The sequence below is a fragment of the Paraburkholderia phenazinium genome (genome assembly GCF_900142845.1).
Taxonomy (GTDB): Bacteria; Pseudomonadota; Gammaproteobacteria; order Burkholderiales; family Burkholderiaceae; genus Paraburkholderia; species Paraburkholderia phenazinium_A.
On the sequence record NZ_FSRU01000001.1, the window covers coordinates 3090416 to 3112881 of the forward strand.

The following is a 22466-nucleotide window of genomic DNA, read 5'->3' on the forward strand; positions in this document are numbered from 1 at the left end:
GATAGAAGGCGAATGCGCTGCGCATTCGGTGTTCGACTAGCATCAAAGCAAGCGCTATGCCATTGGCTTTCCGCACGCAAACCCATTGGATGCACACGAACGGCGCATAGCCTCGGTACGGCTTCTGCACCATCGTACTGCGGCGGCTCGCAATGCGCCACTCCGGTGCAGCTCACGCTGGCTCACGGCGTATTTCCGGGCCTCGGTGGGGCAGCGGCGGATCCATCGAGACGATCGGCACGCATTCGCGGCGGCCATAAAAAATCCCCGCGGATTCGCACCCGCGGGGATTTTTGCACTGCCTGGACATTCAGCGCTTCAGTTCGCGCATGGCGCGGGCCGTCGTTCGAAAACGAACGGTGCAGCGCCGTGCACGCTTACGCTGCTGCTGCGTCCTTCAGCTTCTTCAGCGGACGTGCCTTGATGCGCACGCTAGCCGGCTTGGCCGGGAACCAACGCTCTTCGCCCGTGAACGGGTCTTTGCCGAAGCGCTTCTTCTTCGCCGGGACAGCTTGCACGACGATCTTCAGAAGACCCGACAGCGTGAATTCGCCAGCACCCTTCTTGTGGACTGCGCCGAGGATCGTGTCTTCGAGCGCGGCCAGCACAGCCTTGGCAGCCTTCGGTTCAACAGCAGCACGTTCTGCGACGTGTGCAGCCAGCGAGGCCTTCGTGAAGGTGTCCTTGATCGGCGACGGTGCGCCGGACGCCTTCACGGCGACCTTCTTAGCTGCGACGACTTTCTTCGCAGGAACTTTCTTCGCAGCAACCTTTTTGGTCGGTACCGTAGCAGCCTTCTTGGCCACCTTTTTTGCGGAAGTCGGCATGTTTCTCCTACCTGTTGTTGGTCAGTGAATGCAAGAAGCGCCCGCGGTATGCGCACGCTTCAAGGCCGGATTCTACAAGCGCTACGGCGTTTTGCGCGACTCTTTTGTGTGTAAGCGTTACGGTTTGTTGCGTCGTGCCGACTCCGCAACACTTTTTAACCCGTATTTCAGGGGGTAAACGTGAAAAGGCGGGTGCCGGCGCCGGGTTACTTTGCTCGCCGCATTGAACCTCAAGATAGGGCAAACCCGTTGCCAGGTACCTGTTTTTAGCTGCTTTAGCGGCACTCCATGCGTTCGATCGCGGCGGCGCGGCGACCGTTTGCCGCATAAGCGGCGGGTCCGATGCTCAGCGTGCGAGGCGCGGCATCAGCTTGGCGAGCGTGTTCAGCGCGGCGTCGATCTGCTCGACGGCGATGCCGCCGTAGCCGAACATCAGGCCCGGTTGTGCCCTCGCCCGCAGATGAAATCGGCCGAGGCCGTAGAGCCCGATCGACGCCTCGCGCGCCGCCGCGATCACTGCTGCTTCGGTCAGCGGCGCCTTGAGATAGGCGGCCAAATGGATGCCGGCGGTCGGCACCACGGCGTCGAACCACGGCGCGAGTCCGCCGCGGAGATGCTCGAGCAGACACGCGCGACGCGCGCCATAGAGCTTGTGCATGCGCCGCAGATGCTTGGCGAAATCGCCATTCAGCATGAATGACGCAAGCGCCGTCTGGGTCAGCGTGCAGCCGTGCCAGTCCGTCACCTGCCGTGCCGTGCACAGCGGCCCGAGCAGCGATGCGGGCGGCACCGCATAACCCACCCGTAACTCGGGAAAGATCGTTTTGGAAAACGTGCCGATATAGGCGACCAGGCCGGCGCGATCGAGACTTTTCAACGGCTCCATGGGCCGCCCTTCGAAACGGTATTCGCTGTCGTAGTCGTCTTCGATGATGACCGCGCCGCGCTTTTGCGCCCATTCCAGCAACGCGACGCGCCGCTCGAGACTCATCGGCATGCCGAGCGGAAACTGGTGCGACGGCGTCACATAGACGAGCCGCGCATGGTCCGGCAGCTTGTGGACGATCAGGCCGTCCGCATCGACCGGCACCGGCACGACCTTGGCACCGGCCGCCGCGAGGCTGGCCAGCGCGGGTGGATAGCCTGGATCTTCGATGGCGGCCACGTCGCCGGGACGCAGCGTGACGCGTGCGATCAGATCGAGCGCGTGCTGCGCGCCTTGCGTCACGATCACCTCATCCCAGTTGCACACCACCGCGCGGTTGAAGCCAAGATAGCGCGCGACGGCAAGACGCAATTCGGGCTCGCCGGCCGCTTCGCGATAGGTGCCGGGACTGCGCGACTGCGCCCGCACGGCCTGATTGATGCAGCGGCGCCAGACGTCGAATGGGAACGGCGCCTTGTCCGTCTTGCCGCCGATGAAATCGTGCGCCAAAGCGGGCATCGGCCCAGGTAAGGACAGCCCGTGAGGCATCTGCTGCCAGAGCGGTTGCGCGCGCGCTTTCGATTTCGCTTTCGCCTGCACGCGCGCCGCTTCCACTGCCCGGACGTAGCCGGAGCGCTGCGCGGGCAGCCGCTGCAAACCTTCCGCGACAAACGTCCCCGAGCCTGAACGCGCGCTGAGATAACCTTCGGCAAGCAGGCGCTCGAAGACATCGAGCGTGGTCTTGCGCGAGACGCCGAGTTGCACCGCGAGATCGCGCGTGGACGGCAAACGCGTGCCGCCTGTCAGGCGCCCTTCGACGATGCCCTCGCGCAACTGCCGGTAGATCTGCCCCGCGAGGTCGTGACGTCCCTCGACTACGATGTGGATCTCCATCGAAGTGGCTACCTGAAATAATCGATAAATGGCTATTTTATACGACCACTCCAGGACCTAAGCTGACGTCTGCGGTCCCGTCTCGCGGACACTTTCAAACAGGAGCAAGCTATGCAATCCCGTCTCGACTTCTACAAGGCCACGCCCAGCGGCACGCGCGCGATGATTGCGCTGGAGCAGGCCGTCAGCCAGTGTGGGATCGAAAAATCGCTGATGGAACTGGTGCGTTTGCGCGCCTCGCAGTTGAACGGCTGCGCGTTCTGCGTCGATATGCACGTCGCCGATGCGCGCAAAGGCGGCGAAACGGAGCGGCGTCTCGCGTCCGTGGTGGTCTGGCGCGAAGCGCCCTTCTTCACAGAACGCGAACGGGCGGCGCTCGAATGGACCGAGGCCGTCACGCTGGTCGCCCAGACGCATGTGCCCGACGCCGTTTGGGAAGCGGTCAAGCCGCATTTCAGCGAGCAGGAGATCGCCGACCTGACCATGCTGGTGGTGGCGATCAACGGCTGGAACCGGATCTCGGTAGCGTTCCGCAAGATCCCGGAGTGAGTTACTCTGCCGCCGCCGGCGAGAGTCCATTCGCCGCGTGCGCGGCATCGCGCGCCTCGCTCGCGCAACGATGATGTTCGCGCGACAGGCGATTCATCAGCGGCAGCAGTAGCACGGCCACCAGGGCGCCGAGCGCGGCCAGCCAGCCGAGCCCCATGAACAGCTTCGTATAGAGCGGCAAAGACTGCAGCGGACCGAGATCGCCGGACGGCATCTGCGCGAAGTTCGCCACCACGCTGCCCAGATAACCGGACACACCGCTCGCGACGAAATACGCGCCCATCAGGAAGCCGCTCATGCGGGCCGGCACGTAACGCGCAATCATCGCGAGACCGAGGCCGCTCACCAGCAGCTCGCCGAGCGAATACAGCCCGTAGCCGCCCACCATGAACCACGACGACACCCGGCCGTCGACCGCATAGCGGCCGCTCACCGCATACACGAAGAAACCCGCCGCGACGACCACGAAGCCGATCGCATACTTCACCGCCACCGACACGTCATTGCCGCTCTTCGAGAGTTTCGTATACAGCACCGCGAGAATCGGGCTCAGCAGCATGATCCAGATCGGATTGAGCGCCTGAAACTGCGCCGCGCTCCAGGTGAAGAGCGACACGCCGAACAGCGAGAAATGCGGATCGACGTTGCGCACCGCGAACAGCGTGAGCGAGGTCGACATCTGCTGATAGAACACGAAGAACAGGATGGCCTGCAACGTCAGCACCAGTGCCGCGATCAGTCCCGCGCGTTCCGAGTGTTCGCATTTGGCGAGCATGTAGCCGAAGATCGCCAGAATCGCGACGCCCGCCGTGTACACGCAAGCCACCGCGATAGCCTTGTGCTGCAGCACGAACATCGTCGCCACGCACAATGCGGCGCCGCCCAGCACCACGGCACCCACCCGCGCCCAGCGGACCGGCTCGGCATCCGGTGCGGAGCCCACATGCGCCAGCGTGCGGAACATGATGAAGTAGTTCAGCACGGCGAGCAGCATGCCCGCGCAGCACACGGCAAACGCCGCATGCCAGCCCCAGTGGTCCTTGATCCACGGCGTGGCGAGCATCGACACTGTCGAGCCGATGTTGACCGCCATGTAGTAGATCGTAAACGCGCTGTCGATCCGGGCGTCGTCGCCTTCATAGATGCGGCGCACCAGATTCGCGGCATTTGCCTTGAACAGGCCGTTGCCCACCACGACCACGCCGAGCGAGGCGTACATGTAGGTGAGCTGGTCGTTCGGCACGGCGAGCATCAGATAGCCCGCGGACAGCACCAATGCGCCGAACACCATCGTGCGGCGCGTCCCGAGGATCTTGTCGCCGATCCAGCCGCCTACCGACGGTGCGGCATACACGAGCGCCGTGAATGCGCCCCACGTGAGCGTGGCGTGGCTATCGGTGAAGCCGAGCTTGTCGATCATGAACAGGACCAGCAGCGCGGCCATCCCGTAGTAGCCGAAACGCTCCCACATCTCGATCAGGAAGACCGTCGAAAACGATCGAGTCTGGGATACGGTTGAATTCATCATGTGCCTCGTGTTCTTGCGATTGCGGCGGCGCGCGTTTGAATGAGCGTGCCGCTGAAAACTGGGTCTGGAAATATCAGGCCGCCGTGACGCACAAAAGTGCCGGCATGCGCATGCTCATCCGCGCAACACAGCGGAGCGACCAGGCAGTGGGAAAAGGAATGAGTTCGACATAAATCGCGCCATATCGACGCCGGACGCTAGCAAGCGAAACGGCTCCAATGATAAAGCATGAGGTGGGCGAAGCAGCCGGAGGGCGGCAGGCAGCGGCCCGTGCGAGCGGGCTGCGAGAGAAACGCGGCGGTAGGCATCAACGATGGCAGTCATCTCAAGTTAGCAGCGCAGTTGGGGTAAACCGCGCTGCTTGTCGTTCCGCGCACAGGATCGCTGCGCACGGGATAGGAAACAGCATGCGGGCCGAAAGTGTGGATCGGCTCGTAAGCGCACGCGATTGTCCGGAGCGTGGGCCATGCCGTCACTCAGGGAATTCACTGATGCGCGCCACGCTACCCAGGGCAATTGCAAATTTTTCTGCGGCTTGCCGCGCGATATCATCCATGAACCCGAAATGCATCAATTTATTTAAGCACCCGATGCGGTAATGGTTCGAATTCAAAATAGCGCGATTTTTAACGTCTATTTCACGTTCGAACCTCAGCGGCCCGTCGAGCAACCTGCAAACGGGGTTGGGCTTCTGGCAACATAGCGGGCTGGTTTCGAAAAAAAATGCCCCACAGGCATACTCACGCTTTTCCGATGGCCTTCGAGGCTATCAAACTTTGTTTACTTAAATCAAACATATTTTGACGGGCTGATTCATCCTGCTATGGTTACGAAAACTGAAAACAAAAATCCGGCCCTTGAGCTGGGTAGCAAGATACGCGCGCTCCGGCAACGTCTGAAGCGCACGCTCGATGACACAGCTACGGCGGCGCGCATTTCGAAGCCTTTCCTGTCGCAAGTAGAACGGGGCCTTGCGACACCGTCTCTCACGTCGCTCGCGGGCATTGCCAGCGCGCTCGGCGTGACCGTGCAGTATTTCGTCGATACCCCGAGCGAAGAACGTTCGGTAAGCCGTGGCGACCAGTTGAAATTTTTCGGCTTCGCGGATTCCGCGAACCTGTTCGCACGTCTGACGAATCTGACTGGGGGACGTCAACTGGAAGCGATTCTCGTCAAGATGCCCCCGGGGCAGAAGCGCTCCGAAGTGAACACCCATGCCGGCGAAGAGTTTTTGTATGTGATCAGCGGCAAGGTCTCGCTGACCCTGGAAGGCAAAACCTTTTCGCTGCAGGCGGGGGACAGCGCGCATTACGAATCGACCGTGCCGCATAGCTGGGCCAATACGGCGCGCGGCGAGTCGCTCGTGGTCTGGGTCGGGACGCCGCGCCTGTTCTAAACGGCACGGCATGATTCTTATGGAGTGCGTTTTCGGCTGGAGACAGCCTTTGCACATTCATCAGGATTGCTATGGATTCGCGGTGACCTCGCCGCTCAGGTAATCCGCTCCGTCGTCAGGGCGCGCGAGAGACCGTGCATGGGCCGGCGCAATGCGACATCGAATGGGTTGGTTTGCGGCCCGAGCGCCAAGGCCTGGCGGCGCAGCAGTTCCACCACCATCGGCAAGCGGTCGTCGCCGAGGCGCGCGGCCAGCGTGCCCACGCTGAGCGCCGCCACCGCCACGCCAGTGCGGTCCAGAATCGGCACCGCCACCCCCGCCATGCCGTCGAGTACGCCGCTATTGCGCCCCGCGTAGCCCAGTTGCCGCACCCGCTCGATCTCGGTGCGCAGATACACCTCGTCCAGCACGCCGTAGCCGCGAATTCGCGGCACGTTAAAGCGGATGATCTCCTCGCGCTCGGCTTCCGGCAGGAACGCCAGAATCGCGAGACTCCCCTGGCCGACGCCCAGCGCCACCCGTCCGCCAATGTCGCCGGTGAACGAGCGAATCGGGAACGGGCCTTCGCAGATGTCGAGGCAGACCGCGTCGAAGCTGCTTTTGACCAGCAGGAAGATCGTGTCGCCAAGGCTCGCACACAGGCGCAGCAATGCCGGGCGGCACAGCGTACGCATGCCGCTCGGGTTGCCTGCTTGCGCCGCGAGCGCAAAAAACTCGACGCTCAACCGATACAGCTTCGAGCTTTCGTCCTGCTCGACCATGCCCTCGGCGATCAGGGCGTGCAGGATCCGGTGCACCGTGCCCTGGGTCAGCCCCACCGCCTTGGCGAGCCGCGTGACGCGTCCGCCGTCCGGTTGCGCTTCGGCCAGCGCGCGAATCACGGCAAACGAGCGCTGCAGCATGCCCGTGCCGGGCGCCTCGGGGGACGCGGCCGGATCGGCAGCGGCAGTTCCCCGTTTTGCAGCAGCATTCATGATTTTCCCTCAAACTTATTCCACTGATCGGAACACTATAGTGTGTTTTATTCATCAATGGAATAGCTGCAGCACGCTTCGCTGTACCAGTCTTATCCCGATCGATTAGGGATTTCTCGCACATCACGCAGTGGAACAAAACAGCCCCGTCTCCCTCTACTGATTTCACTCAACGGAATTTTTTATATTCTTATACCGCCAAGCGGAATTTGCATTTGACGCCATGCAATTTGGCTAGCTAGAGTCGGCCCCATCAGACGTTTTGTCGATTCAGCCGGTGTCCATGCACCGAAAGGCCAGACCATGTCGTTCCTCACGCTCACGGACGTAGCGAAATCGTTCGGCGATCTGCAGGCCGTCGCCGATGTGAACCTCTCCGTCGAAAAAGGCGAGTTCGTTTCGCTGCTCGGTCCGTCCGGTTGCGGCAAGACCACCACGCTGCAGATGATCGCGGGCTTCGTCGAGACCACGCGCGGGCGCATCACGCTCGACGGCCGCGACATCACCCACACCAAGCCGAACCAGCGCGGCCTCGGCATCGTGTTCCAGAGCTATGCGCTGTTTCCGCACATGAGCGTGGCGCAGAACGTCGGCTTCGGCCTCGAGATGCGCGGCATCGACAAGGCCGAACGCAACGAGCGGGTGCGCGAAGCGCTCGCACTGGTGCGGCTCGATACGCTCGCGCATCGCTTTCCGCGCGAACTCTCCGGCGGCCAGCGGCAACGCGTAGCGATTGCGCGCGCCATCGTCATCGCGCCGCCGGTGCTGCTGCTCGACGAACCGATGTCGAATCTCGACGCCAAGCTGCGCGAAGACATGCAATTCGAACTGCGCTCGATCCAGCGCAAGATCGGCACCACCACCATCATGGTCACGCACGACCAGTCGGAAGCGCTCTCCATCAGCGACCGCGTAGTGGTGATGGAAGCCGGCCGCATCACGCAGATCGATACGCCCTACCGCGCGTACGAACGCCCCGAAAACCACTTCGTTTCGCAGTTCATCGGCAAGGCCAACATGCTGCCGGGCACGATCGTCGCGCGCGACGGCGACGCCATCCGCATCGACCTCGGCCATGACGTCGCCGAAACCGGCCACACCGCGCAACTGCCGCAGAAGGAACGCGTGGTGAAGATCGGCGACGCCGTCACGCTATGCATTCGCCCCGAAAAACTGCGGCTCTGCGCACCGGGCGCTGGACGTCTGGCCGCTACCGTCGCAAGCCGCTTCTTCCTCGGCAGCCAGTGGCTCTACCGGGTCGATTCGAAGCTCGGCGAGGTCATGGTGTGCTGTCAGAACGAAGGCACGGAGCCGCTGGCGGAAGGCGCGGCGGTTGGCGTCGACTGGAACAGCGACGCGATCCGTTTCGTGCAACGGGAGGCACGTCATGGCTAGCACGCTGCCCCTCGGCAAGGAAGCCGGCAAAAAACCGGGCAAAGAACAAGGCGAAGACGGCCACACCCACGAGAGCGACAACGGCGGCAGCGGCCCCCGCGACGACAGCACCCGCAGCACGCGGCGCGCGCCGTGGCAGGCGTTCCTGCCTCTGTGGCTGATGTGCGCGCCGGCCTTCCTGCTATTCGCGGCGCTGGTGCTGATTCCGCTTGCGATGACGCTGGTACTGAGCTTCTACCGCTTCGATCCCGCGAGCGGTCCGATCGCCGCCTTCCAGTTCGGCAATTACGCGGAGGTGCTGAAGTCCAGCTACTTCCATACGATCTTTTTGCGCACCTTCGGCATTGCCTTCCTGACCACCTTGCTGTGCGTCGTGATCGGCACGCCCGAAGCCTACGTGCTCTCGCGCATGCGCGATCCGTGGCGCTCGCTCTTTCTGCTGGTGATCCTCGCACCCTTGCTGGTCTCGGTGGTGGTGCGCGCGTTCGGCTGGAGCATGCTGCTCAACCCGAATGGCCTCGTGAACCAGGCCTTCGCGCTGGTGGGTCTCGGCCCCTACAAGCTCGAATACACGACCTTCGCGATCGTCATTGCACTGGTCCACGTGATGCTGCCGTTCATGGTGATTCCCGTGTGGACTGCCCTGCAAAAGCTCGATCCGCAAACCGAAAACGCCGCCCTCTCGTTGATGGCTTCGCCCGCCACCACGCTGCGCCGCATCGTATTGCCGCAACTGACGCCGGGCATCCTTTCCGGCAGCCTGATGGTGTTCGGCCTGTCGGCGAGCGCCTTTGCGATTCCCGGCCTGCTCGGCGGACGGCGCCTGAAAGTCGCCGCCACTGCCGTCTACGACGAATTCCTCAGTTCGCTGAACTGGCCGCTCGGCGCCACCATCGCCCTGCTGTTGCTGCTCGCGAACCTGATCGTGATGCTCACCTACTACCGGCTGCTGGAACGCAAGTACGCCCGGAGCATCGGCTAACCCGACGCGAACACGAGAACCCCAAGATGAGAAAAAACGGCCCTCTCGCGCTGATCTTTCATGCGCTCGTGATCCTGTTCGTGCTCGCGCCGCTGGCGATCGTGGTGCTGGTCGCCTTCACGCCGGACGAGACCCTGACGCTGCCCACGCATGGCTTTTCGTTGCGCTGGTTTCGCGCGATCCTCGACTATCCCGACTTCATCTCGGCCTTCTTCAACAGCCTGAAACTCGCCTTCGCCTCGGCGACGCTGTCGCTGATCGTTGCGCTGCCGGCGGCGCTCGCCATCGGCAGGGCACGGTTTCCGGGGCGTGGGTTTTTGAACGGACTGCTGCTCTCGCCGCTGGTGATTCCCGGCCTCGTGCTGGGCATTGCCTTGCTGCGCTTCTTTGCGCTGATCGGCGCCACGGGTTCGTTCGCGTGGCTGGTCCTCGCGCACATGATCATCATCACGCCGTTCGTGATGCGGCTGGTGCTCGCCTCGGTGAGCGGCCTCGACCGCAGCGTCGAACATGCGGCCGCCTCGCTCGGCGCCGATGCGTGGACCACCTTCCGCCGCATCACCTTTCCGATGATCCTGCCCGGCATCACGGGCGGCTGGCTGCTCGCCTTCATCAACAGCTTCGACGAGCTGACCATGTCGATCTTCGTCACCTCGCCGCAAACCGTCACGCTGCCGGTGCGCATGTACATGTACGCCACCGAATCGATCGATCCGATGATGGCCTCCGTCTCCGCGCTGGTGATCTTCATCACGGCCGGCGCGATGCTGCTGCTCGACCGCGTGTATGGACTCAACCGCATTCTGATCGGCCAGCACTGATGACTTCCCCTGACCTGCCCCGTATGACACGCCCTCCGCATGCGCCTGATGCTGCGTCCGTCAGCCCCGCTGCGCTTGCCGAACCCGGTCCGCAATTCGTTAGGGTTGCTGAGTTGCATCGTGAGCCGCTCGCTTTCGTTCTGGATGGCAGGGACGCCACGGCGCTCGCAGGCGACACCGTACTGACCGCGATCCTGATGCAGCAACGCAGCGTGCGCCACAGCGAATTCAGCGGCGAGCCGCGCGCCGGGTTTTGCCTGATCGGCGCCTGCCAGGACTGCTGGGTACGCAGCGAAGACGGCACGCGCCTGCGCGCCTGTTCGACCTTGCTCGCCGCCGGCATGCGCATCGTCACGCGTAATGCTGTCGTAGTCGTAGCCGCCAACGCCTCAATGGACCCGATGGCTTCGGCATCCCCCGCATCCGACGGAGTCGCGCCATGAACGACCAACGCCGCGTCGTGATTGTCGGCGCTGGACCGGCCGGCGTGCGCGCCGCCGAAACGCTCGTCGCGGCGGGAATCAAACCCGTCGTGCTCGACGAGAACGCCCGCTGGGGCGGCCAGATCTATCGGCAGCCGCCCGCCGATGCCGGCTTCGAGCGCTCGAAGCAGACTCTCTACGGTTTCGAAGCCCGCAAGGCCGATGCGCTGCATGCGACCATGGCCGCCCTGCTGCCGCATCTCGACTACCGTCCCGACACGCTAGCCTGGGCCTGCGCGCCCGGCCGACTCGATACGCTGCACGCAGGACGCGAAACCGGCGTGCCGTTCTCGCATCTGATCATCGCCAGCGGCGCGACCGATCGCATTCTGCCGGTGCCCGGCTGGACGCTGCCGGGCGTCTACACGTTAGGCGGCGCGCAGGTCGCGCTGAAGTCGCAAGGCTGCGCGATCGGCCGGCGCGTCGTGCTGGCCGGCACCGGACCGCTGCTCTACCTCGTTGCTTACCAATACGTCAAAGCCGGGGCACATGTCGCCGCCGTCCTCGACACCAGCGCGCTCTCGCAACAGATGGCCGCGGCGCCGAAACTCGCGCTCCAGCCGGCCACCTTTGCGAAAGGACTCTACTACGTCGGGTGGCTGAAGACACGTGGCGTGCGAATCGAGCGCAACGTGACGCTCGTCGGCATCAAGGGCGGGCGCCACGTCAGCGGCATTACCTGGCAAGGTGCGCGCAGCGGCGCGCCGAACGAGACGCTCGACTGCGATGCCGTGGGCCTCGGCTTCGGTCTGCGTCCGGAAACCCAGCTCGCCGATCTGGCCGGCTGCCGTTTCCGCTTCGATGCGCAAAACCGCTGCTGGCTGCCCGAACTCGACGCCGGCGGGCGCAGTTCGGTGCCGGGCATTTACCTGGCCGGCGACGGCGCGGGCATCGCCGGCGCCGATGCCGCCGAACTGGCCGGACGCCGCACCGCCCTCGCCTTGCTCGACGATCTCGGCGTCGCCCATCCGCGTGGTCAAGGCATGCCCGACGCGGCCACGCTCGATCGTCGCCTGCAACGCATCGCCGTGTTCCGTGCGGGCCTCGAAGCCGCTTTCGCGCCACCCGCGCGCGCGGCCTCGCAATGGCCCGACACAATGACCGTGTGCCGCTGCGAAGAGGTCGACGCCGGCACGCTGCGTCAATGCATCCGCAGTGGCGCAGCCGGTGAGATCAACCGTCTGAAAGCACTGACGCGCGTCGGCATGGGCCGTTGCCAGGGCCGCATGTGCGGCGAAGCGGCGCTCGCGCTGCTCAGCACGGAAACCGGCAAGCCGCTCGAGGCGGTGGGCCGGCTGCGCAGCCAGCCGCCGGTCAAACCGATTCCCATGTCGCCCGCGCTCTATACCGAGGGCGTCACCGAGATTCCCGAGGACGCCCGCGATGAATAAACCCGTGCACTACGACGTCGCGATTGCGGGCGGCGGCCTGGTGGGTGCGTCGAGCGCGCTCGCGCTGGCGAAAAGCGGCTTGCGCGTAGGTCTGTTCGAGCGGCGCTTCTGCGGCGCGCAGGCGAGCGGCGTCAACTACGGCGGCGTGCGCTGCCAGGGACGGCCGGTCGAACAGATGCCGCTCGCCATGCGTGCGCGGCGCGTGTGGGATCGCTTGCCCGAGCTGATCGGTATCGACGGCGAGTTCGTGGTCTCCGGCCATTTGCGGCTCGCCCGCAGCGAGGCCGATCTGGCCGCGCTCGAAAGCTGGGCGCAGATGGCGCGTCAACACGGCCTCGATCCGCAACTGATCAGCGGCGAGACGTTCCGCCGCCGTTATCCGTGGCTCGGCGCGGCGGCGATCGGCGGCTCGCTGTGCGCCAGCGACGGTCACGCGAACCCGCGCCTCGTCTCGCCGGCCTTTGCGCGCGCCGCGCGGGCGGCCGGCGCCGAGGTTCGTGAGCAGACCGAACTGACCGACATCCGCCACGACGGGACGCGCTTTCACCTGAGCGCGGGCGACCTGCGCTTCACCGCCGACTGGTTGATCAACTCGGCCGGCGCATGGGCCAATAAGGTCGCCGCGTCATTCGGCGAGACCGTGCCCCTGAAGCCGATCTATCCGAACATGTGGGTCACCGAGCCCTTGCCGCTCTTTATCACGCACAACCTCGGCGTGTATGGCGGCGGCATCTACGCGCGCCAGGTCGCACGCGGCAATTGCGTGGTCGGCGGCGGTCGCGGTCATGGCGACGGCGAATACGGCCAGCCCTCCACCGAAACCACCCGCGCCGTGATGCGCGACGCCTGCGCCCTGTTGCCCGCGCTGCGCGACGCCCTGCTGATCCGCACGTGGAGCGGCGTCGAAGGCGAAACGCCGGACAGCAATCCGATCATCGGCGCGAGCCGCACCGTGCCGCGCCTGCTGCACGCCTTCGGTTTTTCGGGCGGCGGCTTTCTGCTCGCGCCCGGTGTCGGCGAAGTGCTGGCCGACCTGGTCGTCCACGGTTCGACCGCCACACCGCTCGAGGCGTTTTCGATCGAACGCTTTACGTCCGTCCCTACCCCTAGCTTGCACGCTCTCTAGTCAAACCCAGGAGATCCACCATGAAATTGTTCAGAACGATGGCCGCGCTCGCCGCCTTGTGCGCATTCGGTGCGGCCGCGCCGGCGTGGTCGCAGACCAAGACGATCTATATCGGCATGAACGGCGGCCCGATGGAAAAGGCCTATACGAGCCAGGTGCTGCCCGACTTCGAAAAAGCCAACAACGTGAAAGTGGTGGTGGTGCCGGGCACGTCGTCGGACATTCTCGCCAAGCTGCTCGCCAACAAGGCGAATCCGGGGATCCACGTGGTGTTTCTCGACGACGGTGTGATGGCGCGCGCGGTCAGCATGGGCGTCTGCCAGAAGCTCGATGACGCGCCCGTCCTCAAGGAACTCTACCCGTTTGCGCGCATGAAGGACGATATGGGCGCGGGCGTGCAGCTCGGCATGACCGGCATTGCGTACAACAAGAAGCTGTTTGCCGAAAAAGGCTGGGCGCCGCCCACCTCGTGGATGGACTTCGCCGATCCGAAGTACAAGGGCAAAGTGGTGTTCCAGTCGGAGTCGAGCAGCACGTTCGGCCTGCACGGTTTTCTGGCGATCAATCGTCTGATGGGCGGTAGCGAGCAGAACGTCGAGCCGGCCTTCACGAAATGGTCCACAACGGTGGGGCCGAATGTCGCCGAGTACGTGCCGAACTCGGCGAAGATTTCGGAAATGGTGCAGACGGGCGAAGCGGGTCTGTTCCCGCTGACGCCGACCGGCGTCAGCGATCTGCAGGACAAAGGCCTTCCGGTGGCGTATGTGAATCCGAAGGAAGGTCCAGTGCTGCTGCTGGTCGACCTGTGCGTGGTGAACAACAACTCCGACCCGGCGCTCGCCCAGAAGCTCGCGCAATTCCTGCTGTCCGCCCCGGCGCAAACCAAAGCGGCCGATGCCGGCAAGCAGATCCCCACCAACCGTCTCGCGAAGATGCCTGCGGCGATGCAGCAGAGCCTCGGCAATATCGACGATCTGCTGCACAAGGTGACCGTAGTGGATTGGGATGCGATCAATGCGCACCGCGCGCAGTGGGATACGCGCTGGAACCGGCAGATCGAGCAGTAAGCCCGACGCGCCTCGGTTCGCCGAGGCGTGCCCCGATAGGCTTCAGTTCACCTCAGTTCACTTCACGACGGAGAGCGCGACCGCGAGCCAGATCGCGCTCACGCCGCCGAGAAACAGACGCCGGGCGACGCGGATCCCGGCGTCGCTGGTTTCGGTTTCGACCGGGCGGGTTGCCGTCCACGGCACGAGGCCGAGGCAGGCGAAGCCGCCCAGTGCGAACAGCACCACCAGCACGTCGGTGAATCGCCACGGCGCGGGCTCATGGACGCCCCAGTAGCCGAGATACACGATACCGAACGAAAACGCCGTCGCCGACGCCGAACTCAGCGCCACCACCGACCCTGTTGGACTCGGCATGATGTCCTCCTGTCGCCCACCTGCCGCCGCAGCGCGGCTTGAGCGATTCTACCGCGTGGCGTGCGCCGCCCCGAGCAAGGCGCCGTGAGACGCGGCCAACGGTCTATGCGGTACGCGCCTCGCGTGCCTCATAGGCCTTCAGGTGGTTATAGGCGATGCGCAGCAGCGACAACCCCGCGTCGCGCTGCTGTGCCGAACCGCCGCGCTGGATCAGGTCGCCGAGAATATGGTCGGCCTCGGTGCGGGAATGGTTCTCGACGTCGCGCAACATCGACGCCGTCAGCGGCGAAGGCGTGAAGAGCGTCTGATTGGCGCGGGCGTCGAAATGCGGCCCCATCGTAAAGCCGTTGTGCTGCGCGATTGCGCGGCATTCGCCCAGCACGCCTTCGATCGCGCGACGGCCATCCGGTGCGCTGAGAATATCGGCCACCGCGCCGCGGAACAGGCAGGTGCTGGCGGCCAGCGTCGCGAGGAACACCCACTTTTCCCACATGCTCAGCAGGATATGGTCGCTCGGCAGGACGTCGAAGCCCGCGCCCGACATCTGTTCGCCGATCTCCCGCACCCGGGCCGACAGGCCGCCTTCCAGCTCGCCGAAGGAGACCGCATGCATTTCGTTCAGATGGACGATCTCGCGCTCGCGATTGAGCGTCGCCGCGATCACGCATTGGCCGCCCAGCACGCGCGGCGCACCGAACTTTTCTTTCAGGACATCGATATGACGCATGCCGTTGAGCAGCGGCAGGATCAGCGTGGACGGACCAACGAGCGGCTCGAACGACGCAATCGCGTCGTCGAGGTTGTAGGCCTTGCAACTCAGGATAACCAGATCGAACGGCTCGACGGAGTCGCCCGCCTGCACGGTCTTGGGGTCGCGCAGCGTGAAGTCGCCACGCGGACTCTTGATGACCAGCCCCGCGCGACGCAACTCTTCGGCCCGGCCCGCCCGCACCAGAAACGTCACGTCACGCCCGACCTGGGCCAAACGCCCACCGAAGTAACCGCCCACCGCACCTGCACCTACAACCAGAATTCGCATCACATTGTCTCTCGGGAGGAGTTGTTGTTCCGCTCACGGGCGCCGTGCCGCCTCCAGCCGGAAAGAACCGGAAGGACGCAGGACGCGAACCGGGCATCTGCGTCAATGTAGCAAAAAATCCCGGTCTGCACGGGCTTGCCCGACGGCGCTCCTGCGTGCGCGTCAAAGTCTCGTCAAAGAATTTCGAGCGCCAGTGCGATGCCTTGCCCACCGCCGATGCACAGCGTGACGATGCCGCGCTTGAGTCCATCGCGCCGCATCGAGTGGATCAGGCGTGTGGTCAGCACTGCGCCGGTCGCGCCGATCGGGTGGCCGTGGGCGATCGCGCCGCCTTCGACGTTGACGAGTTGTTCCGCCAGCCCGAGCTGGCGCAACACGGCAATCGGCACGGCGGCAAAGGCCTCGTTGATCTCGACGCGCTCGACATCCTTCAACTGCCAGCCCGCGCGAGCGAGCGCCATCTGCACGGCGGGCACCGGTCCGAGGCCGAACATGCCGGGCTCGACCGCCGCGACACCGTAGGCGACGAGCCGCGCGAACGGTTCGATGCCGTGTGCCTCGGCAAAGCCACGCTCCGCGACCACCATGGCGGCCGCGCCGCTATTCAGACCCGGCGCGTTGCCGGCGGTAATCGTGCCGTCGGGGCGAAACGCAGGGCGCAGCCGCGCCAGCGTTTCGACGGTGGTATCGGCGCGCGGTTGCTCGTCGCGTGCGAAGTGCTGCGGGCCTTTGCGTCCTTCGATGGTGACGCTCACCAGTTCGGCGTCGAACCGGCCGCTCTCCTGAGCCGCCACGAAACGCTGCTGCGAACGCGCGGCCCAACGGTCCTGCGCATCGCGGGTGATGTCCATCTGCGTCACGAGGTCTTCGGTGTGCCAGCCGGAATGCTCGCCGGAAAACGCGTCGACGAGGCCGTCGCGCAGCATGCTGTCGTGCACCTGCGCATTGCCCATGCGGTAGCCCCAGCGGCCGCCGTCGAGCAGATACGGCGCGCGGTCCATGTTCTCCATGCCGCCCGCCACCGCCGCGTCGCCGAGGCCCAGCCAGATTTCCTGGGCCGCCGACGCAATGGCCTGAGCGCCCGAGCCACAGACGCGGTTCACGGTCAGCGCGGGCACCGCGACCGGCACACCGCCGCCGATTGCGGCCTGACGCGCCGGGTTCATCTTGTTGCCGGCCTGGATCACATTGCCCATCACCACCGAGGCCAACTCGCCTGCGGCAAGACCGCTGCGGCTCAACGTCTCGCGCACGGCAAGCGCGCCGAGGGCGGTGGCCGGCACGTCTTTCAGCGTGCCGTTGTAAGCGCCAATCGGCGTTCTCACAGGATTGCAGATCACTACGTCTCGCTTGCTCATCATCGTCTCTCCTATTCAAGTAACGCTTGCCTGCGCCGCCACTGCCGCGTCAGTTCGCGGCCAACGCAGGTTGTGCATCCCATCCCCCGCCCAGCGAGCGGTACAACGCCACCGCCGCCAGCGCGTGCTCGCGCTTTGCCTGGTTCAATGCTTCGGAATCGCGCAGATACGCCTCTTGTGCCGCCAGTACGTCCAGGAAGCTCGACGCGCCGTCCTTGTACAACTCGGTGGACAACCGCAGCGCGTGATTCGACGCGTCCAGCGCGCCGCCGAGACGGTCCACCTGCACGGCATCGTTGACCAGATCGCTGCGGGTGTCTTCGACTTCCTTTAGCGCCTGCAGCAGGGTCTGCTGCAGGCCGAGTTGCGATTCGCGCATCTTGCTTTCGCTCTCGTCGATGCCGGCGCTGATCCGGCCGGCGTTGAAGATCGGGCTCGTCGCGTTCAAGGCGGCGCTGAACAGGTTGTCGGTCAAGGTGGGCAAGCCGAGATACGACGAAGCCAGCAGGCCGTCCGCGAGATTCAGCTTGAACTGCGGATAGCGCTGCGCCTTCGACACCCCCACCTCGGCCGCGCGCTGTTCGACGCTTGCGTAGGCAGTGCGCACGTCGGGCCGGCGCAGCAGCGCTTCGGACGGCAGGATCTGCGGGACGCTTTGCGCCGGCGCCGGAATGTCGCGCGCCTCGGTGAGCAGCAGGTTGCCGACGCTCTCCGGCGTACGCCCCGAATACACGGCGATCAGGCTGAGCTGATGCTGGATCCGCGAATTCACCTGCGGAATCTGCGCCTGCAGATCCTGCAACTGATTCTGCGCACGGGCGACGTCGAGCTGCGTCGACAGGCCGTAGTGCAGCCGCTCCTGCGTAAGCTTGAGCGCGCGACTGCGGATCTGCTCGTTGTCGTTCAGGATCTGCAGTTCCGACTGCGCCCAGCGCAGGTCGATATAGGCAGAGGCCGTGTTGGCCGCCAAGGCGAGCCGCAATTCGTTCAACGCGGCTTCGCGACCCGCGACCTGGGCCTGCGCGGCCAGCACCGCCAGCCGTTCGCCGCCGAACACGTCGGGCGTCCAGCTCGCCGCCACGCCGACGCCCGCCTGGCGAACATAGCCGAGCGGCGGCGGCGCGTTGAGTCGCTCATCGGTCGCCGTCGCCGTGGCGTCGAGTTCAGGCAGCAACACCGAACGCTGCTGCGTGGTAATCGCTTGCGCCTGCTTGACGCGCTCGACTGCGGCCTGCACATCCAGATTGCCGTTCAACACGGACTCAACCAGTTGATGCAGCACCGGGTCGCCGAAACGCGCCCACCAGGCGTTCGCATCCACGGTGTCCTGCGGCGCGTCGACGCTCCACGCCGCGGGCGCGACGGCCTGCACGACGTGCGGCAGGTCCGCATGCGTTTCCGGCTGAACGGCACAGGCCCCCAGCCCGAGCAACAGAAACGCACTCACACCAGTTTTGGCGACGATCGATTTCATATCGTTATCCTTATGAATTCATCAATGAGCGTCGGGAGGCGGTGTGCTCAAACCGAACGGCCGCGAAAACGCCACGCTCAGCAAACCCACCACAAAGCACAGCGCCACCGCGAGAAAGGCGTCGGAGAAGGTCAGCACCAGCGCTTCGCGCATCAGCAGCGAATGCAGCAGGTCGAGGCCCGCATGGGTCGCGTTGAGCGTATTGCCGCTTATCTGCGCAAGACGGCTGGACTGCTGCTGCAGCAAGCCTTCGACCACCGGCCGCCCGGCGGTAAGGTGTTCGTCGAGGCGCTCGTAGTGCAGATTCAGGCGGTCGTTGAGCATGGTGCTGCTTACCGCAATACCGATCGCGCCGCCCAGGTTGCGCATCAGATTGAACAGGCCGCTCGCCGAGCGCAGCCGCGACGGCGGCAGCGAGCCGAGCGCCATGGTCACGATGGGCGGCACGCAGAATTGCTGGCCGATGCCGCGCAAGGCCTGCGGCAGCAGCAACTCCTGCCAGCCCCACTGACTGGTCAGGGGCACATAGAGATAGCAGCCCAAACCGAAGCACACGAGACCGAACACCATCAGCCAGCGCATGTCGATCACGCGCGCCAGCGTCGAATAAGCCGCCAGCGCCAGCAGTTGAAAGCATCCCACCGAGAGCAGCGCCAAGCCGATCTGCAACGAATCGAAACCGCGCACACGGGCGAGAAACACTGGCGTCAGAAACACCGAGCAGAACAGCCCTACCCCGGTGATGAACGACAGCAGGCTGCCGATGCCGAAGTTGCGGACCGCCAGCGCGCGCAGATCGACGATGGGCTCCCTGGCCGTGAACGCGTGCACGATGAACAGAAAGCCGCAAATCGCCGAGATCCACGTGCACAAAACGATCACATCGTCGCCGAACCAGTTCTTGCGCGGCCCTTCCTCGAGCACGTATTCGAGGCAGCCGAGAAAGCCCGACATCAGCAGGATGCCCAGGTAATCGCCCTTTTTGAGCAGCGACAGATCGACCTCGTCGATGTGCACGAACTTCGGCACCATCAGCGTGACGAACACGCCCGGCACGAGGTTCAGGTAGAACAGCCAGTGCCAGGACCATTGCGAGGTGATCCAGCCGCCGATCACCGGGCCGATGGTCGGCGCGAGCGAAGCGAGCGCGCCGATGGTGGTCGAGGCGATCAGCCGCTGTTTGCCGGGAAACAGCACGAACGCGGTCGTGAACACCGTGGGAATCATCGCCGCGCCGAGGGCGCCCTGCAGACCGCGGAACAGGATCATCGAGTTGATGTCCCACGCGAGACCGCACAGCATGCTCGTGATCGTGAAGCCGAGGGCGGAGAACGCGAACAACCAGCGCGTCGAGAACACGCGCGTGAGCCAGCCGGACATCGGAATCACCAGAATTTCCGCGATCAGGTACGAGGTCTGCACCCACGACAGTTCATCCTGACTGGCGGACAAACCACCGCCGATATCCCTCAAGGAAGACGCGACGATCTGGATATCCAGCGTCGCCATGAAAAAGCCGAGGCACATCAGCGCGAACGCGAAGGCCTTGGTGCGGGTCGGCTGATCGGCGGGATTGAGCGGTGGGTGGGTCATGGTCGGTCTGGACTTGGCGAAGGCGAAGGCAAGCGCGGGGGGCTCGGCGGCTTGGCGCGGTACGACGCGTTATGGCGCGGTGCGGCCGTTACGAACGCGCCGGCTCGTTGCCGGTAGCGCTACTGCTGCTACTGCCGCTGCCGCCGTCGAGATGAACCTTGACGGTCGCCGACAAGCCTGGCCGCAGCACGCCCTGCATCTCCTGCGGCACCTCGAGGCGAATGCGCACCGGCACGCGCTGCACGATCTTCGTGAAGTTGCCGGTCGCGTTCTCCGCGGGCAATACGCTGAAGGTCGCGCCGGTTGCGGGAGCGAGGCTCTCCACCACGCCGTGCAGCGACTGGCTGGAGGCGTCGAGCGCGACGTCGACCGGATCGCCGACGCGCATCTTCTTCAACTGGTCCTCCTTGAAGTTCGCATCGACCCACAGCCCGGACGACGGCACCACCGTCAGCAGCGACACACCTGTGCTGGCGAGCAGCCCCAGCTGGGCGGTGCGATTGCCGATGTAGCCATCCACCGGCGAGCGGATCGTTGTGTATTCAACGTTCAACTCGGCGACACGCTGCGCCGCCTGCGCCGTCGCGACGCGCGCCTCGGCCGCGCCGATCTGCGCATCGAGCACGCTGATCTCGCGTTGCGCGGCGAGCAGCGCCGCGCCGCTGCGATCCACTGCGGCGTGCGCCTTGACGAGGTCCGCATCGGCCCGCTCGACGACCTGGTTCGACACCGCCTCGTCCTTGACGAGCTCACGGTAGCGTGCCTCGTCCTGCGCGCTGCGCGTCAGCTCCGCACCCGAAGCCTTCACCTCGGCGGCTTGCTCGTTGATGGTCGCCAACTGCAGCGACTTCTTCGCCTGCAACTCGGTGACCGCGGCCTGCGCGCTCTGCACATCCGCGCGCGCCTGAGCGAGACGTGCGTCGTAATCGCGCGCGTCGAGCCGGATCAGCACCTGCCCGACCTGCACATGCTGGTTGTCGTGCACCAGCAGGTCGGTGACGAAGCCGTTCACCTTCGGCGCCATCACTGTCACGTCCCCGCCGACGTAGGCATCGTCAGTGCTTTCGACAAAGCGGCCGACGACAAACCAGTACGACAGCGCGGACGCCAGCACCACCAGCACGACGATCACCGCGAGCAGCATCCACGGGATGCGGCGGGTCGGTTTGGCGACGCCGGCGGCGCCAGCCGGTGCAAGAGTAGAAGGAGTCGTGGACATGATTGGGTGTGCGTATGCACTAAATAATGGTCAAAACAGGCGTGAAAAGCACGCCAACCCTTACCTGCTAGCCCGCTAAGTCAGGCTTTCGTCATCGCAAACAATTCGCTACGCAACGAGGCTGCGCGTTCGACGCCGAAGCGCCGCTCGAACGCTTCCTGCGCCGCATGCCACCGAAGGCGCGCCGCGGCGAGCTTCGTCTCACCGGCCTCGGTCAGGCTGAGCGCCAGTTCCCTGCTCTTCACTTCCGTGCTGCGGCTCAGCAACAGGCCATCGCGCTGCAGCGGCTGCAGCGCACGCACCAGCGTGGTCCGCTCCATCACCATCTCATCGGCCAGTTGCTTCATCGTCATGGGCGCCGCCCGCTTGATGCGCCTCAGGATCGAGAACTGCGTGATCGTCAGGCCGACCTGCGCCATATGCCGGTCGTACAGTTGCGACACGTAGCGGGCCGCCTGGCGAATCGCAAAACAGTCGTCGTCGGGTAGCGCCTGCATATCGTCCATGAGTGTCCCGAAACCGAGTGCATACACACTTATTAGGGCAAAATATTACCGCCAACCTTACAGCAGTTCACAACATCATCCGTCCGCGCGCTCACTCGGCCGTCATGCCGAACAGCTCTGCGCGTAGAGCTTTGGCCCGGGCATGGCCGAATTTGCCTTCGAACTCGGCCTGCGCATTCCGCCACGCGGCGGCCGCCTGGGCAAACGTCGTCTTGCCGCTCGCCGACAAGCTGAACAGATAAGTCCGGCCATCGTGCTCCGACGCTTCGCTCACCACCAGGCCGTCGCGTTGCAACGGTTTGAGCGCGCGCACCAGCGTCGTACGGTCCATCACCATGGCGTCGGCCATCTCGACCATGGTGGCAGGCGCGCGCCGTGCCAGCTTCGCCATGATCGTGAACTGCGCGGCCGTCAGCCCCACCTCGCCCAGATGACGCTCGTAGATCTGCGTCACGTAGCGCGCGGCTTGCCGCAGCGCGAAGCAATTGCACTCGTCGTAGGTAAGAGGACCGTTCATGCGAGGCAGTATATGTGTGCGTACACACAGAGTCAACAGGCAAGGA

21 protein-coding genes are annotated in these 22466 nt (G+C 64.7%); 9 read left to right on the forward strand and 12 right to left on the reverse strand.

The features are described from left to right. Nucleotides 1–377: 377 nt before the first annotated feature. Together BUS12_RS13540 and BUS12_RS13545 are read right to left on the reverse strand one after the other, a co-directional pair. A complete protein-coding gene (locus BUS12_RS13540) occupies nucleotides 378–827 on the reverse strand; it encodes an HU family DNA-binding protein (protein ID WP_074296156.1) in 450 nt (149 codons plus the stop codon). Between the two features lie 346 nt (nucleotides 828–1173). Beyond that, nucleotides 1174–2646 carry a MocR-like pyridoxine biosynthesis transcription factor PdxR gene (locus BUS12_RS13545; RefSeq protein WP_074296157.1) on the reverse strand — a complete coding sequence of 491 codons (1473 nt, stop codon included), beginning with the start codon at nucleotides 2644–2646 and terminating at the stop codon, nucleotides 1174–1176. A gap of 111 nt (nucleotides 2647–2757) precedes the next feature. Between BUS12_RS13545 and BUS12_RS13550 the strand changes: the two genes are divergently transcribed. Further along, nucleotides 2758–3195, forward strand: a complete 438-nt coding sequence (locus BUS12_RS13550) for a carboxymuconolactone decarboxylase family protein (RefSeq protein ID WP_074296158.1) — start codon at nucleotides 2758–2760, stop codon at nucleotides 3193–3195. A gap of 1 nt (nucleotide 3196) precedes the next feature. Here the strand turns inward: BUS12_RS13550 and BUS12_RS13555 are convergent, their stop codons facing one another. After that, nucleotides 3197–4723: a peptide MFS transporter gene (locus tag BUS12_RS13555; protein ID WP_171991635.1), complete on the reverse strand. Its 1527-nt coding sequence runs from the start codon at nucleotides 4721–4723 to the stop codon at nucleotides 3197–3199. Between the two features lie 823 nt (nucleotides 4724–5546). On the opposite strand from BUS12_RS13555, the gene BUS12_RS13560 reads away from it, so the two are divergent. Then, nucleotides 5547–6119 (forward strand): helix-turn-helix domain-containing protein, encoded by a 573-nt coding sequence (locus tag BUS12_RS13560; RefSeq protein ID WP_074296160.1) that lies wholly within the window; start codon nucleotides 5547–5549, stop codon nucleotides 6117–6119. A gap of 95 nt (nucleotides 6120–6214) precedes the next feature. On the opposite strand, the gene BUS12_RS13565 is transcribed toward BUS12_RS13560, so the two are convergent. Further along, nucleotides 6215–7093, reverse strand: coding sequence for an IclR family transcriptional regulator (locus BUS12_RS13565; protein WP_074296161.1), 879 nt, complete (start codon nucleotides 7091–7093; stop codon nucleotides 6215–6217). Between the two features lie 303 nt (nucleotides 7094–7396). On the opposite strand from BUS12_RS13565, the gene BUS12_RS13570 reads away from it, so the two are divergent. From BUS12_RS13570 to BUS12_RS13600, 7 genes are read left to right on the forward strand one after another with little or no spacing between them, the layout of a single operon-like run. Further along, nucleotides 7397–8488 (forward strand): ABC transporter ATP-binding protein, encoded by a 1092-nt coding sequence (locus tag BUS12_RS13570; RefSeq protein WP_074296162.1) that lies wholly within the window; start codon nucleotides 7397–7399, stop codon nucleotides 8486–8488. Then, the gene (locus BUS12_RS13575) at nucleotides 8481–9470 is read left to right on the forward strand and encodes an ABC transporter permease (RefSeq protein ID WP_083640377.1); all 990 of its coding nucleotides are present in this window, start codon (nucleotides 8481–8483) and stop codon (nucleotides 9468–9470) included. The genes BUS12_RS13570 and BUS12_RS13575 overlap by 8 nt, the downstream gene beginning before the upstream one ends. 26 nt (nucleotides 9471–9496) lie before the next feature. Next, the gene (locus BUS12_RS13580) at nucleotides 9497–10291 is read left to right on the forward strand and encodes an ABC transporter permease (protein WP_074296163.1); all 795 of its coding nucleotides are present in this window, start codon (nucleotides 9497–9499) and stop codon (nucleotides 10289–10291) included. A 23-nt stretch (nucleotides 10292–10314) separates the two neighbouring features. Next, the gene (locus BUS12_RS13585; RefSeq protein ID WP_083640378.1) at nucleotides 10315–10734 is read left to right on the forward strand and encodes a (2Fe-2S)-binding protein; all 420 of its coding nucleotides are present in this window, start codon (nucleotides 10315–10317) and stop codon (nucleotides 10732–10734) included. Next, on the forward strand, nucleotides 10731–12164 hold the full coding sequence (locus BUS12_RS13590; RefSeq protein WP_074296164.1) for an FAD/NAD(P)-dependent oxidoreductase: 1434 nt from the start codon (nucleotides 10731–10733) through the stop codon (nucleotides 12162–12164). The genes BUS12_RS13585 and BUS12_RS13590 overlap by 4 nt, the downstream gene beginning before the upstream one ends. Beyond that, nucleotides 12157–13290: an NAD(P)/FAD-dependent oxidoreductase gene (locus BUS12_RS13595; protein WP_074296165.1), complete on the forward strand. Its 1134-nt coding sequence runs from the start codon at nucleotides 12157–12159 to the stop codon at nucleotides 13288–13290. Before BUS12_RS13590 ends, BUS12_RS13595 begins: the two co-directional genes overlap by 8 nt. A gap of 20 nt (nucleotides 13291–13310) precedes the next feature. Then, nucleotides 13311–14357: an ABC transporter substrate-binding protein gene (locus BUS12_RS13600; protein WP_074296166.1), complete on the forward strand. Its 1047-nt coding sequence runs from the start codon at nucleotides 13311–13313 to the stop codon at nucleotides 14355–14357. A 57-nt stretch (nucleotides 14358–14414) separates the two neighbouring features. Here the strand turns inward: BUS12_RS13600 and BUS12_RS13605 are convergent, their stop codons facing one another. From BUS12_RS13605 to BUS12_RS13640, 8 genes are all read right to left on the reverse strand, one after another. Beyond that, nucleotides 14415–14714 (reverse strand): hypothetical protein, encoded by a 300-nt coding sequence (locus tag BUS12_RS13605; RefSeq protein WP_074296167.1) that lies wholly within the window; start codon nucleotides 14712–14714, stop codon nucleotides 14415–14417. 103 nt (nucleotides 14715–14817) lie between these two features. Then, entirely contained in the window at nucleotides 14818–15753 is a 936-nt protein-coding gene (gene panE / locus BUS12_RS13610; RefSeq protein ID WP_074296168.1) for a 2-dehydropantoate 2-reductase, read from the reverse strand. A gap of 173 nt (nucleotides 15754–15926) precedes the next feature. Further along, complete coding sequence (locus BUS12_RS13615; protein ID WP_074297482.1) at nucleotides 15927–17111, reverse strand: thiolase family protein; 1185 nt, start codon at nucleotides 17109–17111, stop codon at nucleotides 15927–15929. Between the two features lie 49 nt (nucleotides 17112–17160). Beyond that, nucleotides 17161–18585 (reverse strand): efflux transporter outer membrane subunit, encoded by a 1425-nt coding sequence (locus tag BUS12_RS13620; protein ID WP_074296169.1) that lies wholly within the window; start codon nucleotides 18583–18585, stop codon nucleotides 17161–17163. Nucleotides 18586–18606: 21 nt separating this feature from the next. Next, complete coding sequence (locus BUS12_RS13625) at nucleotides 18607–20178, reverse strand: DHA2 family efflux MFS transporter permease subunit (RefSeq protein WP_074296170.1); 1572 nt, start codon at nucleotides 20176–20178, stop codon at nucleotides 18607–18609. An 88-nt stretch (nucleotides 20179–20266) separates the two neighbouring features. Beyond that, the gene (locus tag BUS12_RS13630; RefSeq protein ID WP_171991636.1) at nucleotides 20267–21397 is read right to left on the reverse strand and encodes an HlyD family secretion protein; all 1131 of its coding nucleotides are present in this window, start codon (nucleotides 21395–21397) and stop codon (nucleotides 20267–20269) included. Nucleotides 21398–21477: 80 nt separating this feature from the next. After that, entirely contained in the window at nucleotides 21478–21894 is a 417-nt protein-coding gene (locus tag BUS12_RS13635) for a MarR family winged helix-turn-helix transcriptional regulator (protein ID WP_074297484.1), read from the reverse strand. Nucleotides 21895–21994: 100 nt separating this feature from the next. Then, on the reverse strand, nucleotides 21995–22420 hold the full coding sequence (locus BUS12_RS13640) for a MarR family winged helix-turn-helix transcriptional regulator (protein ID WP_074296172.1): 426 nt from the start codon (nucleotides 22418–22420) through the stop codon (nucleotides 21995–21997). Nucleotides 22421–22466 lie beyond the last annotated feature (46 nt).

Bases quoted from the DNA above. Each gene is read 5' to 3' on its own strand.
- BUS12_RS13620 (WP_074296169.1), bottom strand. From the start codon at position 18,585: ATGAAATCGATCGTCGCCAAAACTGGTGTGAGTGCGTTTCTGTTGCTC.
- BUS12_RS13640 (WP_074296172.1), bottom strand. From the start codon at position 22,420: ATGAACGGTCCTCTTACCTACGACGAGTGCAATTGCTTCGCGCTGCGG.
- BUS12_RS13550 (WP_074296158.1), top strand. From the start codon at position 2,758: ATGCAATCCCGTCTCGACTTCTACAAGGCCACGCCCAGCGGCACGCGC.
- BUS12_RS13575 (WP_083640377.1), top strand. From the start codon at position 8,481: ATGGCTAGCACGCTGCCCCTCGGCAAGGAAGCCGGCAAAAAACCGGGC.
- BUS12_RS13625 (WP_074296170.1), bottom strand. From the start codon at position 20,178: ATGACCCACCCACCGCTCAATCCCGCCGATCAGCCGACCCGCACCAAG.
- BUS12_RS13560 (WP_074296160.1), top strand. From the start codon at position 5,547: ATGGTTACGAAAACTGAAAACAAAAATCCGGCCCTTGAGCTGGGTAGC.
- BUS12_RS13555 (WP_171991635.1), bottom strand. From the start codon at position 4,723: ATGATGAATTCAACCGTATCCCAGACTCGATCGTTTTCGACGGTCTTC.
- BUS12_RS13545 (WP_074296157.1), bottom strand. From the start codon at position 2,646: ATGGAGATCCACATCGTAGTCGAGGGACGTCACGACCTCGCGGGGCAG.
- BUS12_RS13600 (WP_074296166.1), top strand. From the start codon at position 13,311: ATGAAATTGTTCAGAACGATGGCCGCGCTCGCCGCCTTGTGCGCATTC.
- BUS12_RS13635 (WP_074297484.1), bottom strand. From the start codon at position 21,894: ATGCAGGCGCTACCCGACGACGACTGTTTTGCGATTCGCCAGGCGGCC.
- BUS12_RS13580 (WP_074296163.1), top strand. From the start codon at position 9,497: ATGAGAAAAAACGGCCCTCTCGCGCTGATCTTTCATGCGCTCGTGATC.
- BUS12_RS13570 (WP_074296162.1), top strand. From the start codon at position 7,397: ATGTCGTTCCTCACGCTCACGGACGTAGCGAAATCGTTCGGCGATCTG.
- BUS12_RS13615 (WP_074297482.1), bottom strand. From the start codon at position 17,111: ATGAGCAAGCGAGACGTAGTGATCTGCAATCCTGTGAGAACGCCGATT.
- BUS12_RS13585 (WP_083640378.1), top strand. From the start codon at position 10,315: ATGACACGCCCTCCGCATGCGCCTGATGCTGCGTCCGTCAGCCCCGCT.
- BUS12_RS13605 (WP_074296167.1), bottom strand. From the start codon at position 14,714: ATGCCGAGTCCAACAGGGTCGGTGGTGGCGCTGAGTTCGGCGTCGGCG.
- BUS12_RS13565 (WP_074296161.1), bottom strand. From the start codon at position 7,093: ATGAATGCTGCTGCAAAACGGGGAACTGCCGCTGCCGATCCGGCCGCG.
- BUS12_RS13630 (WP_171991636.1), bottom strand. From the start codon at position 21,397: ATGTCCACGACTCCTTCTACTCTTGCACCGGCTGGCGCCGCCGGCGTC.
- BUS12_RS13540 (WP_074296156.1), bottom strand. From the start codon at position 827: ATGCCGACTTCCGCAAAAAAGGTGGCCAAGAAGGCTGCTACGGTACCG.
- BUS12_RS13590 (WP_074296164.1), top strand. From the start codon at position 10,731: ATGAACGACCAACGCCGCGTCGTGATTGTCGGCGCTGGACCGGCCGGC.
- panE (WP_074296168.1), bottom strand. From the start codon at position 15,753: ATGCGAATTCTGGTTGTAGGTGCAGGTGCGGTGGGCGGTTACTTCGGT.
- BUS12_RS13595 (WP_074296165.1), top strand. From the start codon at position 12,157: ATGAATAAACCCGTGCACTACGACGTCGCGATTGCGGGCGGCGGCCTG.